Annotated in this window: 10 protein-coding genes; 7 read left to right on the top strand and 3 right to left on the bottom strand. The window is 67.6% G+C overall.

All coding sequences use genetic code 11. The features are described from left to right. Positions 1-14: 14 nt before the first annotated feature. Both hemE and mdtD read left to right on the top strand, forming a co-directional pair. Positions 15-1,097, top strand: a complete 1,083-nt coding sequence (hemE, locus tag RTY46_RS07745) for a uroporphyrinogen decarboxylase (protein ID WP_312707598.1) — start codon at positions 15-17, stop codon at positions 1,095-1,097. A 90-nt stretch (positions 1,098-1,187) separates the two neighbouring features. Beyond that, the gene (gene mdtD, locus RTY46_RS07750; RefSeq protein WP_312707599.1) at positions 1,188-2,612 is read left to right on the top strand and encodes a multidrug transporter subunit MdtD; all 1,425 of its coding nucleotides are present in this window, start codon (positions 1,188-1,190) and stop codon (positions 2,610-2,612) included. Between the two features lie 254 nt (positions 2,613-2,866). Here the strand turns inward: mdtD and RTY46_RS07755 are convergent, their stop codons facing one another. Beyond that, complete coding sequence (locus tag RTY46_RS07755; protein WP_312707601.1) at positions 2,867-6,394, bottom strand: two-component regulator propeller domain-containing protein; 3,528 nt, start codon at positions 6,392-6,394, stop codon at positions 2,867-2,869. 96 nt (positions 6,395-6,490) lie between these two features. Continuing rightward, entirely contained in the window at positions 6,491-10,048 is a 3,558-nt protein-coding gene (locus tag RTY46_RS07760; protein ID WP_312707603.1) for an ATP-binding protein, read from the bottom strand. A gap of 165 nt (positions 10,049-10,213) precedes the next feature. Here RTY46_RS07760 and RTY46_RS07765 point away from each other — a divergent pair, with 165 nt between their 5' ends. Genes RTY46_RS07765 through RTY46_RS07775 form a run of 3 tightly spaced genes read left to right on the top strand, consistent with a single transcriptional unit; the run spans position 10,214 to position 12,003 of the window. Beyond that, a complete protein-coding gene (locus RTY46_RS07765) occupies positions 10,214-10,858 on the top strand; it encodes a YceI family protein (protein ID WP_312707605.1) in 645 nt (214 codons plus the stop codon). Then, positions 10,855-11,427 (top strand): cytochrome b, encoded by a 573-nt coding sequence (locus RTY46_RS07770; RefSeq protein WP_312707606.1) that lies wholly within the window; start codon positions 10,855-10,857, stop codon positions 11,425-11,427. The genes RTY46_RS07765 and RTY46_RS07770 overlap by 4 nt, the downstream gene beginning before the upstream one ends. 3 nt (positions 11,428-11,430) lie before the next feature. Then, on the top strand, positions 11,431-12,003 hold the full coding sequence (locus tag RTY46_RS07775) for a YceI family protein (protein WP_312707607.1): 573 nt from the start codon (positions 11,431-11,433) through the stop codon (positions 12,001-12,003). Positions 12,004-12,082: 79 nt separating this feature from the next. On the opposite strand, the gene RTY46_RS07780 is transcribed toward RTY46_RS07775, so the two are convergent. Beyond that, on the bottom strand, positions 12,083-12,310 hold the full coding sequence (locus RTY46_RS07780; RefSeq protein WP_312707608.1) for a glutaredoxin family protein: 228 nt from the start codon (positions 12,308-12,310) through the stop codon (positions 12,083-12,085). A gap of 100 nt (positions 12,311-12,410) precedes the next feature. Here RTY46_RS07780 and RTY46_RS07785 point away from each other — a divergent pair, with 100 nt between their 5' ends. Beyond that, positions 12,411-13,793, top strand: coding sequence for an L-serine ammonia-lyase (locus RTY46_RS07785; RefSeq protein WP_312707609.1), 1,383 nt, complete (start codon positions 12,411-12,413; stop codon positions 13,791-13,793). A gap of 55 nt (positions 13,794-13,848) precedes the next feature. Beyond that, entirely contained in the window at positions 13,849-14,850 is a 1,002-nt protein-coding gene (locus RTY46_RS07790) for an alpha/beta hydrolase (RefSeq protein ID WP_312707611.1), read from the top strand. Positions 14,851-14,896: the final 46 nt, after the last annotated feature.

The raw sequence follows: 14,896 nt of genomic DNA on the forward strand, positions 1-14,896 counted from the left end.
TCTTCGCCCAAGGAATGCCCACTGTGACCAGCCCCCTCCGCAACGATCGCCTGCTGCGCGCCCTGCGCCGCGAACCGGTGGACTGCACCCCCGTCTGGCTGATGCGCCAGGCCGGCCGCTACCTGCCGGAGTACCGCGCCACCCGGGCCAAGGCCGGCAGCTTCCTGGGCATGGCCAAGAATCCTGAAATTGCCTGCGAGGTGACCCTGCAGCCGCTGCGTCGTTTCCCGCTGGACGCGGCGATCCTGTTCTCGGACATCCTCACCATTCCCGATGCGATGGGCCTGGAGCTGTACTTCGTGGAAGGCGAAGGCCCCAAGTTCCGCCATCCGGTGCGTGACGAAGCGGCCATCGCCAGGCTGGCCGTGCCGGACATGGAACAGGACCTGGGGTATGTGATGGACGCGGTGCGCCTGATCCGCCGCGAACTGGACGGCCAGGTGCCGCTGATCGGCTTCTCCGGCAGCCCGTGGACCCTGGCCTGCTACATGGTGGAAGGCGGTGGCAGCAAGGATTTCGCACGCATCAAGGCGATGGCGCTGAACCACCCGCAGGCCCTGCATCGCCTGTTGGAAGTCACCACCGACGCAGTCATCGCCTACCTCGGCGCGCAGCGCGCGGCCGGCGCACAGGCCCTGCAGGTGTTCGACACCTGGGGCGGCGTGCTGTCGCCGGCGATGTACCGCGAGTTCTCGCTGCGCTACCTGCAGCGCATCGCCGAAGGGCTGGAGCGCGGTGAAGGCAGCGAGCGCACGCCGCTGATCCTGTTCGGCAAGGGCACCGGCCTGCATCTGGAGGCGTTGTCGCAGACGGGTGCCGATGCGCTGGGCCTGGACTGGACCCTGGACCTGGACGAGGCCCTGCGCCGCACCGGCGGCCGCGTTGCCCTGCAGGGCAACCTGGACCCGACGACGCTGTACGCCTCGCCCGATGCGATCGCCGCCGCGGCCGCGCGCGTGCTCGATACGTATGCGGCCGGCAACGGCGGTTCGCGCGAGGGCCACGTGTTCAACCTGGGCCACGGCATGTCGCCGGACATGGACCCGGCCCATGTGCAGGTGCTGGTGGACGCGGTGCATAGCCACAGCCGCCGCTGATCGAGACAGACTCGTCACGGCGCGACGTTTATCGCGCCGTGACTTCACATGGGCGATCATGGCCGCCCCGCTCCACCGGCTCCCCACGCCATGTCCGACCCGTCCGTGCCGGCTTCGCCGTCCGACTACGCCCGCTTCCGTCCCCTGCTATGGCTGGTTTCGCTGGCCATCTTCATGCAGATGCTGGACTCGACCATCGTCAACACCGCGCTGCCGGCCATGGCGGCCAGCCTGGGCGAAAGCCCGCTGCAGATGCAGTCGGTGGTCTTCAGCTACGCGCTGGCGGTGGCCACCTTCATTCCCGCTTCTGGCTGGATCGCCGACCGCTACGGCACGCGCCGCACCTTCCTGGTGGCGATCATCCTGTTCACCCTGGGATCGCTGGCCTGTGCGCTGGCCCAACACCTGCACCAGCTGGTGGGCGCGCGCGTACTGCAGGGCATCGGTGGCGCCATGCTGCTGCCGGTCGGTCGGCTGGCAGTGATGCGGTCGGTACCGCGCGAGGATTTCCTGCGGGCGATGAGCTTCATTGCCATTCCCGCGCTGGTCGGGCCGTTGATCGGCCCCACGCTGGGCGGCTGGCTGGTGGAAATCGCATCGTGGCACTGGGTGTTCCTGATCAATCTGCCGATCGGCGTGATCGGGTTCATCGCGGCCATGAAGATCATGCCCGACCACTACGCCAGCCATCGCGTGCGCTTCGATCTGCGCGGTTACATCATGCTGGCCTTCGCGATGGTCGTGCTGTCGCTGGCACTGGATGGCATTTCCGGACTGGGCACACCGCATGCGCTGGTGATGCTGATGACCGTGGCGGGTCTGGCTGCGCTGGTGGGCTACTGGCTGCACGCCGCCAACTCCACCGCCCCGCTGTTTTCGCTGGCCCTGTTCCGCGTGCCCAGCTACCGCATCGGCATCCTCGGTAACCTGTTCTCGCGCATCGGCAGCAGTGCCATGCCGATGCTGATTCCGCTGCTGCTGCAGGTGGGCCTGGGCCTGGGCCCGATGCATGCCGGCCTGATGATGGTGCCGGTGGCGGCAGCGGGCATGGTGTCCAAGAAGCTGGCGGTGAAGCTGGTGGAGCGTTATGGCTATCGCCGCGTGCTGATGGTGAACACCGTGCTGGTCGGACTGGCGATGGCCAGCTTCATCCTGATGACACCGGGCCAGCACCTGGGCTGGCGCCTGCTGCAGCTGGCGTTCTTCGGTGCGGTCAATTCGCTGCAGTTCACCGTGATGAACACCGTGACCCTGCGCGATCTGGATCGCGAGTTTGCCAGTTCCGGCAACAGCCTGTTGTCGATGGTGATGATGCTGGCGGCCGGTTTCGGCGCGGCGGCAGCGGGCAGCCTGCTGGCGGCGTTCGGCACGCACCTGGAAGGGCACGGTGCCACCGCGGCGCTGCATGCCACCTTCATCTGCGTGGGCGCGATCACCCTGACCTCGACGATGATCTTCTGGCAGCTGCCCGACACCAAGCCCGAACCGCGCCAGGTCGAATCGGTCGCGGAGTAGTTTTCTCGGCAGGGCTTGCAGCCCTGCACCTGCTTGGAGCAACGGCAACGGCAACGGCAAAAGCGGGCTATCCGTGGGTTGGCGGGGTGGGTGGGCAGGACCGCAGGCGCCATGGATGGCGCCTACGAGCCCCCAGGGACGGGTTTACGGCGTGTCCTGCCCACCCACACCGCCCCGCCATCCCACGGATATCCAGCTCTTGCCGTTGCCCTCGTATTGAGCAGGTGCAGGGCTGCAAGCCCTGCCAACACACCCTACTTCCCAAGCACGCGGGCGATGGCTTCCACCAGCAGCTCACCGGTCACCGGCTTGCGCAGGAACCCGCCAATACCGGCCGCTTCCACCTGCTGCTGCAGATCCGGGTCGGTGCGTGCGGTCACCGCCAGCAACGGCAGCGTGTAGCCCTGGTTGCGCAGGTGCTGGGCCAGTTCAAAGCCGCTCAGACCAGGCAGATCAAGATCCAGCAGGCCTACATCGAATTCGCCCGCGCTGATCTCGCGCAACGCCGCCAACGCATGCTCTGCGTGTACCACCTCGTGCCCGCGCGCGGTCAACAACCCGGTCACCACGTCGGCCACGGTGCTATCGTCTTCGACCAGCAGGACACGCAGCGGCGGCAGCAGGGCACTCGCGCCCTCGCCGTCGCCCGCCGGGGTGGCCTCGGCGCCCGTCTCCACCACCAGCGGCAGTGGCAGCCAGACCCCGAACACCGTGCCACTGCCCAGCTGGCTCTCTACCCGGATCTGCCCCTGCATGGCCAGCGCCAGTTCGCGGCAGATCGCCAGGCCCAGGCCGCTGCCACCGTACTGCGCCGCCGTACGCGCACCGTCTGCCTGCTCGAAGCGGCGGAACAACCGCTGCTGCTGCTCCTGGCTGATGCCCGGACCACTGTCACCAACCTCGAAATACAATCCGCGCCCCTCCTCCTCGCAGCGCGCATGCAGGGTGATGCTGCCCCGCGAAGTGAACTTCACCGCGTTGGAGAGCAGGTTCAACAGGATCTGCCGCACCCGCATGGCATCACCGGTGGCCTGCAGGCCAGGGGGCAACGCATTGTCCAGGGTGAAACGCAGGTTCTTCTGCGCCGCCAGCGGGCCCATCAGCGCCGCCAGATCCTGCAGCAGCGCGTTCAGCGCGAATGGGCGCGACTGCAGCTCCAGCCGGCCGGATTCAATGCGCGCCAGGTCCAGCGCATCGTTCACCAGGTGCAGCAGATGTTCACCGGCGTGGCGGATCGATTGGGTATAGCCACGCTGCTGCGGGTCAAGTGGCGAGGACAGCAGCAGTTCGCTCATGCCCAGCACGCCGGTCATCGGTGTGCGTATCTCATGGCCCAGGTTGGCCAGGAAGCGGGTCTTGGCTGCGGAGGCCTGCTCGGCCAGTTCCTGCTTGTGCAGGGCCAGCTGATAGGCATGGCGGCGCTGCAGGCGGCGCCGATACAACCAGGCAAACCAGCTGGTCAGCAGCAACGCAATCGAGGTCAGCACCAGCAGGCCGGACAGGCTGCGCCACCACGGCGGCTGCACATGGAATTCCAGCGTCTGCACCCGCGACCATACGTGATCGGCAGAGCGGGCCTGTACTTCCAGCCGATAGCTGCCCGGCGGCAGGCGCGAGAACAGCCGCTCGCCAGCGGGACCGACCTCGACCCAGTCCGGGTCATAGCCGGCCAACCGGTAGCGGTAGGTGTTGGATGCCGAATCGGCGAACGACAGCAGGCGCGCAACGATGCGCAGGTCACGGTCACCGTCGGCAATCTGCAGGGGCGTGTCATGGGTCAGGTCCAGCACCTGCTCATTGCGGCGCACCTCAACCCGCTCGATCACCAGCGGCGCACGGCGGGTGGACGGTCGAACCTGTTGCGGATCGAAGACCACCACCCCCGCCGGGGTGCCCGCCACCATGCGCCCCGAGGCTGTGCCGATCAGCGTGTGCTCGCGGAACTCCTGGCTCGGCAGCCCGTCATGCACGCCATACAGACGCACGCTCTGCCCGTCGGCGCCCACGCGCACCAGACCGCGGGCGCTGCTGGCCCAGGCCACGCCCTGCGCGTCCACCGCCACGCCGGTCGCGGAAATGGCCGGGTAGCCCTGCTCGGCGCCCACCACAGCCTGTCGCTCCAGACGCCCTTGGCGCCACTGGTAGCGCACCAGACGACCGTCCTCGGACAGCCATACCTGGCCGTCGTGCCCCACGTGCATGGCGTACACCGCCGAAGCCGGCGCACCGGGTACCGGCTGGAAGCGGCCTGCTTCGGGCAGCCACTGCAACAGGCCTCGGCTGCTGGCCAGCCAGATATGGTCCTGTGGCCCGCACTCCACATCCAGGTTCAACTGTCCCAGTTGCAGGCCATCGCGACCACTTTGCAGTTCACGCCGCACGTGGCCGTCCAGATCGCGCTGCTGCAGTCCGGAAGGCAGCATCAGCCACAGGCTGTCCCCGTCGCAGGTCATCATCGCCTCGACGGTGCCTTCCATCGGCGCGTCGGCTGCCGCATCACGTCCCCAGCGGCGCAGCTCGCGGGTGCGGGGGTCATAGCGCATCAGCGCATCACTGGAGCCAATCCAGACCCGGCCCCGGCGATCCTCGCGAACCGAGGTCAACCAGTGCATGCCATTGACGAAGGTGCGGTGCTGCTCGATCCGCCCGGTCAAGGGATCGAAGCGGTCCAGCGCGCCATGGCTGCCCACGGTCCATACGCCGCCGCTGCTGGACGGGCTGGTTCCAAGCACAAAGGCGTTGCGCAGCGATGCCGGGTCGTCCTCCAGGCGGGAAAACACCGAGAACTGCCACCAGCGTGGCAACAGGTGCCACAGGCCGGCATTGGTACTGGCCAGCCAGATGCCCCCCTCCCGGTCCTCGTACGCGCCGGTCCAGTTCGGGCGTACCCGGCCCCGGGCGATGGCGCTGTACAACGGCACGTTCTGGAACGCGCCGTCCACGCCCCGGCCCAGGCCGCTGCGCGTATCCAGCCAATGCCCGCCCTGTTCATCGCGCAGCATCATGCCCAGCACCTGATCACCGGCCGGCAGCGCCCACGGCGGCGCCTCGAAGCGACCATCAGGCCGCCGCACGATGGCACCCGCCAGCGTGCTGATCCACAGGCTGCCATCGGGTTCGGCGCTCAGCCCATTGATCAGTGGGCTCGGAATCACATCGCTGCCGATCCGCTCGAAATCGGTGCCGGTCCAACGGGCCACGCCATGCTTGGTGCCGACCCACAGACTGCCATCGGCCAACGTGGCCAGATACGGCACGGACACAGCGGGCAAACTGCGCGGGTTGTTGGGTTCAGGCAGGAAACGCTGCACGCGGTCGTTGCGGTCCAACCGGTACAGGCCCCCTTCATGGGTGCCGAACCAGATGGCGCCATCCGGCGTGGCGGCCAGGCTCCACACCGTATTGCTGCCCATCAGCGGCTGGCTGCTGCGGTCATAGAAGCGCAGTTGCCGGCGATCGGCGGACATGCGCACCAGGCCCGCATTCTCGGTGCCGATCCACAGCTCGTTGTGGGCATCGACCAGGACCGTCCAGATCCGGTTGTCGCGCAGGCCATCCTCGGAACGCCAGATCCGGTAATTGCGGCCGTCGTAACGTGCCAGGCCATCGTTGGTGGCAATCCACAGGTAGCCGTAACGATCCTCCGCCATACGGTTCACCGTATTGGACGGCAGGCCGTCGAACACCGTTACCTGCCGCGGGGTCGGCGCCACCGGCTGCGCCTGCGCGGGCACCAGGGCGAACAGGATCAGCAGCAGCATCGCTGCCCGCAGATACGCCACCGATTGCCTCCTCACGCGTCCAGGAATGGTACCTGCAAGGCAGGCGTCGGCATGGTAAACCGAAAGGCGCGCAATTCACGCCATTCCCAGTCGCTTCTACACCGCTAACTGACGCTTGTTGCGCGCGTGGGCGATGGCGGACACCAGCATGTCTCCGGTCACCGGCTTGCGCAGGAATCCGTCAAAGCCGGCCGCCAGCACCTGCGTTTCAGCATAGGCGTCCGAGCGTGCCGTCACCGCCACCAACGGCAGTTCGTAGCCCATCGCCCGCAACTGGCGCGTGATGGCGGTGCCATCCAGGGCGGGCAGGTCCAGATCCAGCAACCCCACGTCGAAGCCACCCGTGGCGATTTCAGCAAGGGCGCCCAGACCGTGCAGTACGTGCACCACGTGGTGCCCGCGTGCGCGCAGCAGGCCGGCAATCACGTCGGCCACCGTCGCATCGTCTTCGACCAGCAGGATCCGCAGTGCCGGCAGCACGGGTACGACGGTGCTGGCTTCGCCGGCCGGTGCCGGTACCGGTGCCTGCCGCGTCCAGGGCAGCGGCAGGCGCACGCGGAAGCGCGCACCGCGCCCCAACTGGCTGTCAACATCGATACGGCCGCCCATGGCCACTGCCAGCTCCTGGCAGATCGCCAGGCCCAGGCCACTGCCACCGTAGCGCGATGCCGTGCGCGGACCATCGGCCTGTTCGAAGCGATGGAACAGCCGCTGCTGCTGTTCGGCGCTGATGCCCGGCCCGGTATCGCTGACATCGAATACCAGCACGCCGCCTTCTTCCTGCAGTTCCACCCCCAGCGCGACGTGACCGCGCTCGGTGAATTTGATGGCGTTGCCGAGCAGATTCAGCAGAATCTGCCGCACGCGCATTTCATCGCCGCTCACGCTCACCGGGCCAGGCAGGCGATCCTCACGCAGGAACCCCAGCTGGCGCTGGTGCGCCATCGGCTGCATCAAGGTCTGCACCTGGTCCAACAGGCCGGTCAGATCAAACGGGCGGATGTCCAGCTCCAGCCGTCCCGCTTCGATGCGGGCCAGGTCCAGGGCGTCATTCACCAGCCGCAGCAGGTGGCTCCCCGCCTGCTGGATGGAGCCTGCATAGCTGCGCTGCAGCGGGTCCAGCTCGGTGGCCAGCAAGAGTTCACTCATGCCCAGCACACCGGTCATGGGGGTGCGCACCTCATGACCCAGGGTGGCCAGGAAGCGGCTCTTGGCCTGCGAGGCCTGTTCGGCCAGATGCTGCTTGTGCACGGTCAACTGCCACTGCTGCCGTCGCCGCAGGCGCCGCCGGATCGACCACAACAGCGCCAGCAACAGCAGCGACCCCAGCATCACATAGCCGAAAATGGCCATGCCGCTGCGCCACCACGGCGGCAGCACCTTGACCTGCAGCCGCTGGGACGGGCTCCAGGCACCGTTGTTGCTGGCTGCCTGTACTTCGATTACGTAGGGGCCCGGCGGCAGGCGCGACAGCGTGCGCTGGCCGTCACCGCCCTGCTCCACCCAGTTCTGGTCATACCCCCCCACGCGGAATCGATACCGGTTGCCGAGCGGGTTGGCGTAGGACAGCAGCCGTGCATCGATCTGCAGGTCGCGGTCGTCAGGGCCCAGCAGCAGCTCGCCGCTGGTCGGCAGCGGCTGCCAGCCACGCGCGTCATCACGGCGCACGCGCACCTGCGCGATCACCAGCTGCGATGGCGGCAGCGCGACATCGGCGGCATTCGGATCGAACCCCACCATGCCGGTCTGGGTAACGGCCAGCACACGGCCGTCCGCCCCGACCGCGGGCGGCCGCCCAGTAAATTCGGCGTCGGGCAGGCCGTCACGTTCATTGATCTGCTGCAGGCGCCGCTGCTTCGGGTCCCAGCGCAGCAGCCCGCGCGGCGATGTGGCCCACACACGACCATCCTTGGCCAGCGCCAGCCCGCCCATGCTGACCGGCGGCATGCCGTGGCTGCCATCCACACGCTGGACCAGGCGCAGGGTCAATCCGTCCCACTGGTAGCGCTCGAAGGCACCCTGGCGGGCAAGCCACAGCTGCTGGGGATCGATCCACGCCAGATCATAGATCGGCCCGCTGGATACGCCGGGCACGGCTTCGAAGCGGTCGGCCTGCTCGCGCCACAGGCCCATTTCGCCCATCACCCACACCCGCCCCCGGGCATCGAAGCGGATCTGTTCGATCGGCACATCCGATGCGCCGTGCAGGGCCGACAGCGGAACGGTGCGCAGCAGCCGACCGTCAGCGGCACGGTGCTGCAGCCCCAGGTTCATCACCGAAATCCATACCGAGCCGTCGTCGGCCTGCCGCATCAGATCGATGCGCTGGCGCAGATCGGCGCCGCCGCCGATCGGCCAGTCGCGCAGTGCACGGGTGGCAGGATCGTAGACGCTCAGGCGTCCGGCCCGCCCCAGCCACAGCTGGCCCTGCGGGCGCGGCAATACCGACCACACCGCCCCGCTGCCCAGCTCTTTGTCGCTGGCCAGCAGACTCAGCGTGCCCTGCGCGTCGATGCGATAGACCCCGTGGGCCGACCCCACGAAGTAGTTCTGCCCATCGCTGGCTGCACTCAGCAGATACTGGCTGTCCAGCGGCTTGCCATCGAGCTGGTACCAGGTGGAGAAGCGCCGCCAGTCCGGCGGCAGGTAGGCCAGGCCCTGGGTCAACAGGCCAACCCACAACCCGCCTTCGTGGTCCTGCAACAGATCCAGCACGCCGCTGTGGCCGGTCAGGAAGCCGCTGCCGCGATCCCCCTCCAGACGCCGCAGTGCATCGGCATCACCCCGCAGCAGTCCGTCGGCGGTGCCGGCCCAGTACCCCCCCTGGCGGTCGGGCACGATCAGAGCCGCGCGCAGTGCCGGGCTGTCGGGCCATGCGGGGCGGCTGACCGCGTCGTCGTTGCCGATCCGGTAGAGCCCATCATTCTGTGTACCGACCCAGATCGCGCCATCGGCGTCGCGGCCCAGCCGCAGCACGCTCACATGACCGAGCAGATGTGCTGCGATGGCCTCGAAACGGGATCCATTCCAGCGCGCCACACCTGCCTCGGTGCCGATCCAGAGGCGCCCCTGCCCATCCACCAGGCTGCTGTAGATCGTATCGCTGGGCAGGCCGGACGCGTCTGACGGGTCATGCTGGAACACCTGCAGCCGACCTGCTTCATCCAGCCGGCAGACGCCATGGGTACTGGTGCCGATCCACAGCGCATCACCGGCGTAGGCCAGTGTCCAGAACTGCCCCTGGCACTGCGCGTCAATGCCGTCGAAGGTACGGAAACGCACGCGATCGGCATCCAACCGCGCCAATCCCTTGCCGTTGATGCCCACCCAGACGCGGTCGCGCGGGTCGATCAACAGGGTTTCGATCTCGTTGCCGGGCAACGACCCGGCCTGTTCGGGGTCGTGCTGCCAGACGCGCAGCATGCTGCCGTCGTAACGCGCCAACCCGCCATCGGTGGCGGCCCAGATGTGCCCCTGGCGATCTTCCGCAAGCGCCACCACCATCCGCGACGGCAAGCCTTCGGCCGCACCGAAGCGGCGCAGCCGCGGCGTCTCCCCCGCCATGTCCTGTGGTGTGGCAGCCGTCGCGAACGACATCATCAGCAGCACGCTTGCTGCCAGGCCACGGCACCACCTGTGCCAACCGGTCGTCATCCTGAACCCCCTGTCCTGGCGCCGATTGTCACACAGCACTGGCAGCGCCGCTGCAACAGCGTGTTGCCAGCGGCATTGCCACCACGAACTGTTGCAGCCGTGCACACATCACGGCGGCAGCGCTGTGCGTATGATCGAGGCCTCTTTCAACCGAGTCCGCGCCGGATGCGCCCACTACTGGCCCTGCTGCCCCTGCTGCTTGCGGTCACGCCCGCCCGGGCCGCACCCGACGCCTGGCGCATCGATCCGGTGCACACCCGCGTGCTGTTCGCCATCGACCACGCCGGCTACTCGCAGGCGCTGGGCACCATCTCCGGCAGCCAAGGCATCGTGCAGTTCGATGGCGACAGTTGGCGCGAGGCCACGCTCGAGGTCGAGATTCCCGTCGCGCGGCTGGACCTGGGCGACGCGAAGTGGAACCAGGCCACGCTGGCCAGCAGCCTGCTGGACGGCGAGCGCTTTCCCAGCGCGCGCTTCGTATCCACCCGGGTGGAGCCGATCGATGCCACGCATGCACGCGTCGTGGGCACCCTGACCCTGCGCGGGGTCAGCCAGGAAGTGGTGCTGGAGGTGACCCTCAACGCCGTCAAGCGCTACCCGCTGCCGCCGTTCCGCCGTACCGCCGGCTTCTCGGCCACCACCACGCTCAGCCGCCGCGCGTTCGGCATCACTGCCTGGCCGGGTGTGATCGGTGACAGCGTACAGATCAGGATCGAAGCCGAAGCCGCGCTGGACCGCAGCGCGCGCCCGGGAACTCCTGCCCCCGACAGCCACTCCGACAGCCCGACGGCCCCGAAGGACACGCCATGACCGCCAAGAACACGCCCGCCGCCTGGGGCAGCGTCAGCCAGACCCTGCACTGGCTGATCGCCCTGCTGATCCTTGCCTTGGGCATCGTCGGCCTGACCATGGGCGAGCTGCCGAAGACACCGAAGTACTTCTGGGTCTACACCGCGCACAAATCCATCGGCATCACGGTGCTGGCGCTGGTGGTGCTGCGCCTGGTCTGGCGCCTGTATGCCGGCGCCCCCAAGCCGGTGCCGGGCACGCCCAGCTGGCAGGAACGCATTGCCAACGCCACCCACGTGCTGCTGTACGTGCTGATGTTCGCCATTCCGCTGTCCGGCTGGCTGTACGACTCGGCCAGCGGCCTGCGTCCGTTCCGCTGGTTCGGCCTGGTGGATGTGCCCAAGCTGAGCGGTCCCGACCCGCAGGTGGTGGCCGTGTCCCACGCCCTGCACGAATACGGTTTCTGGCTGTTGATCGCGGTGGTGCTGGCCCATGCCGGTGCCGCCTTCTACCACCACCTGTTCCAGCGTGATGCCACGTTGTCGCGGATGTTGCCGCGCGGCTGGCTCGCCTCCCCCCAGAAGGACTGACCGATGACCCTGAAACTGACCACTCCGGCCGCCGTGGCCGCAGCCCTGGCCGGCGTGCTGGCCACTGCCCCGGCGATGGCCGCCGATTACACCCAGGCCGCCGGCGCCGGCTCCATCCTGGTGTTTGCCAGCAAGTACGACGATGAAGTGTTCACCGGCAGCTTCCCCGGTTTCAGCACCCGGCTCAGCTTCGACCCGGCCAATCCGGCCGCCGGTTCGCTGGACGTGACCATTCCGCTGGCCGGGGCCAAGAGCGGCAACAGCGACCGTGATTCCACGCTGCAGGGTGCGGACTTCTTCAACGTCGGCAAATTCGCCACCGCCCACTTCACCGCCAAGGGCTTCCGCGCCCTCGGCAACGACCAGTTCGCCGCCGATGGCACCCTGGAACTGCGCGGGGTGAGCAAGCCGGTCACCTTCACCTTCAGCTGGAAGCCGGGCACCCAGCCGGTGCTGACCGGCAAGGCCACCGTCAAGCGCCTGGACTTCGGCGTGGGCGGCGGCGATTGGGCCGATACCAAGACCATCCCCGACGAAACCGCGATCAGCACCATCGTCAAGTTCGACGCGAAATAATGTTGGACCGCCGCCGGGCATGGCCCGGCGCTACCGTGGAACGGAGGCACAGGGTAGCGCCGGGCCATGGCCGGCGGATTCAACCTGCCGCCAGCCAGGCCTGCACGGTGGCGGCATCGAACGGCCAGTCCAGTTCGCGGCCGCTGCCCTCATCGCGCAGCACAGGCACCCGCGCGCCGTAGCGGCTTTCCAGCGCCGGGTGGTCATCCAGGAACACCGAATCGAACTCCGGCGCCCGCGCCTTGGCCAGTTCGGACAAGGCCAGGTCGCACAGGTGGCAATCGTCACGCTGGAACAGGGTCAACACGGTTCAGGCTCCGAAGGCGGAAATGCTGCGCCGCAGCCATGGCCGCGCAGCACGAACGGCTAGAATAGCGGCCTCTTCCGGTACCCGCAGTACGGCAACCATGGCTGTCAGCACGTTCGACGTTTTCAAGATCGGCATTGGCCCGAGCTCCTCCCACACCGTCGGGCCGATGAAGGCCGCCGAACGCTTCATCCACCGCTGGCTGCTGGACCCGGGCCGCCTGCACGAAGTGGCGCGCATCCGCGCCGATGTCTACGGCTCGCTGGCCCTGACCGGGCGCGGCCACGGCACCGACAAGGCCATCCTGCTCGGCCTGGAAGGCCAGCGCCCGAACCTGATCGATCCGGACATCATTCCCGCCACCCTGGAACGCATCCGCAGCACCAAGCGCATCGTGCTGATGGGCCAGCACGAGATCGCCTTCGACGAGAAGCGCGACCTGGGCATGAACAAGCGGCAGAAACTGCCCTACCACACCAACGGCATGCGCTTCACCGCCTACAACGCCGACGATGAAGTGATCGCCACCCGCGACTACTACTCGGTGGGTGGCGGCTTCGTGGTCAACCAGGACGATGCTGCCGACGACCGCATCGTGCCCGACGAGACCCCGCTGCCCTACCCGTTCAAGAGCGGTGACGAACTGTTGGCGCAGACCGCGCGCAGCGGGCTGAGCATTGCCCAGCTGATGTTCGAGAACGAGAAGTGCTGGCGCAGCGAAGAGGAGATCCGCGAGAAGCTGCGCGAGATCTGGAGCGCGATGCAATCGTGCGTGGCGCGCGGCATCCGCGAGGAAGGCGTACTGCCCGGTGGCCTGAAGGTCGGCCGTCGCGCACCGGCGCTGTACCGCGAACTGTCGTCCAAGCCCGAAGCGGCCATGCGCGATCCGCTGACCACGCTGGACTGGGTGAATCTATACGCGCTGGCCGTGAACGAAGAGAACGCGGCCGGTGGCCGCGTAGTGACCGCGCCGACCAACGGTGCCGCCGGCGTGCTGCCGGCCGTGCTGCATTACTTCGACCGCTTCTGCCCCGGCGCCAACGAACAGCGCGTGTTCGACTTCCTGCTGACCTCGGCGGCGATCGGCATCCTGTACAAGGAAAACGCCTCGATTTCCGGAGCCGAAGTGGGCTGCCAAGGTGAAGTGGGCGTGGCCTGCTCGATGGCCGCCGGCGGTCTGGTCGCTGCGTTGGGCGGCAACCCCAGCCAGATCGAGAACGCCGCGGAAATCGGCATGGAGCACAACCTGGGGCTGACCTGCGACCCGATCGGCGGTCTGGTGCAGATTCCGTGCATTGAACGCAATGCGATGGGCGCGGTGAAGGCGATCAACGCCTCGCGCATGGCCATGCGTGGTGACGGCAAGCACAAGGTGTCGCTGGACAAAGTGATCAAGACCATGCGCGATACCGGCCGTGACATGCAGGACAAGTACAAGGAAACCAGCCGCGGCGGGCTGGCGGTGAACGTGATCGAGTGTTGATCGCGGCTGCAACGTTTTGCGGTTAGGCTCGGTCTTCCCCACTCCGGAGAACCCCATGCGACTGGTCGCTGCTGCCCTGCTTGCCTGTCTGCCCCTGTCCGCGCTGGCCGCGCCGCCGCCCACCTACGGCGCGCGGCTGGAAGGCTTCGACTACGGTTACCCGGTAAAGACCTTCACCCTGGAATCGCAGCAGCAGACGCTGGAAATGGCCTACCTGGACATCGCGCCGAAGAAGAAGCCGATCGGTGTGGTGGTGCTGCTGCATGGCAAGAACTTCTGCGCCGCCACCTGGAAAGAAACGATCAAGCCGCTGGTGGCCGCGGGCTACCGGGTCATCGCCCCGGACCAGGTGGGCTTCTGCAAGTCCAGCAAGCCTGAGCGCTACCAGTACTCGTTCGGGCAGTTGGCGGCCAACACCCATGCGCTGCTGCAGCACCTGCAGCTGGGCGACCTGCCGGTGCACCTGGTCGGCCATTCCATGGGCGGCATGATGGGCGTGCGCTACGCACTCACCTACCCGCAGGACCTGCGCAGCCTTTCGCTGGTCAACCCGATCGGGCTGGAAGACTGGAAGGCGCTGGGCGTACCGTGGCGCAGCGTCGATGCCTGGTTTGCCGGTGAGATGAACATCAGCTACGACAGCATCCGCCGCTACCAGCTGGACGTCTACTACGACGGCAAGTGGAAGCCGGCCTATGAAACCTGGGCACGCATGCAGTCGGGCATGTATGCAGGCCCCGGCAAGCAGGCGGTGGCCTGGAGCCAGGCGCTCACCTCGGACATGGTGTTCAACCAGCCGGTGGTCTACGAGCTGAAAAATCTGCAGGTTCCCACCACGCTGTTCATCGGGCAGAAGGACCGCACCGCGATCGGCCGCGACCAGGCACCGGCGGAACTGAAGGCCACCCTGGGCAACTACCCGGCGCTGGGCAAGGCCGCCGCAGCGGCCATTCCGGGCGCAACGCTGGTCGAATTCGCCGCATTGGGGCACTCGCCGCAGGTGCAGGATCCGAAGCAGTTCAACGCGGCGTTGCTGAAGGCATTGAAGGCGCGTTGATGGCGTTCCGCCGGGCATGGCCCGGCGCTACCGTTGCGAGATCCGG

The organism is Stenotrophomonas sp., assembly GCF_032056425.1.
In the GTDB taxonomy this organism is placed as follows: Bacteria; Pseudomonadota; Gammaproteobacteria; order Xanthomonadales; family Xanthomonadaceae; genus Stenotrophomonas.

Excerpts from the sequence above, each read along its gene's own strand:
- hemE (WP_312707598.1), top strand. The coding sequence starts at position 15 with ATGCCCACTGTGACCAGCCCCCTCCGCAACGATCGCCTGCTGCGCGCC.
- mdtD (WP_312707599.1), top strand. The coding sequence starts at position 1,188 with ATGTCCGACCCGTCCGTGCCGGCTTCGCCGTCCGACTACGCCCGCTTC.
- RTY46_RS07760 (WP_312707603.1), bottom strand. The coding sequence starts at position 10,048 with ATGACGACCGGTTGGCACAGGTGGTGCCGTGGCCTGGCAGCAAGCGTG.
- RTY46_RS07765 (WP_312707605.1), top strand. The coding sequence starts at position 10,214 with ATGCGCCCACTACTGGCCCTGCTGCCCCTGCTGCTTGCGGTCACGCCC.
- RTY46_RS07770 (WP_312707606.1), top strand. The coding sequence starts at position 10,855 with ATGACCGCCAAGAACACGCCCGCCGCCTGGGGCAGCGTCAGCCAGACC.
- RTY46_RS07775 (WP_312707607.1), top strand. The coding sequence starts at position 11,431 with ATGACCCTGAAACTGACCACTCCGGCCGCCGTGGCCGCAGCCCTGGCC.
- RTY46_RS07785 (WP_312707609.1), top strand. The coding sequence starts at position 12,411 with ATGGCTGTCAGCACGTTCGACGTTTTCAAGATCGGCATTGGCCCGAGC.
- RTY46_RS07790 (WP_312707611.1), top strand. The coding sequence starts at position 13,849 with ATGCGACTGGTCGCTGCTGCCCTGCTTGCCTGTCTGCCCCTGTCCGCG.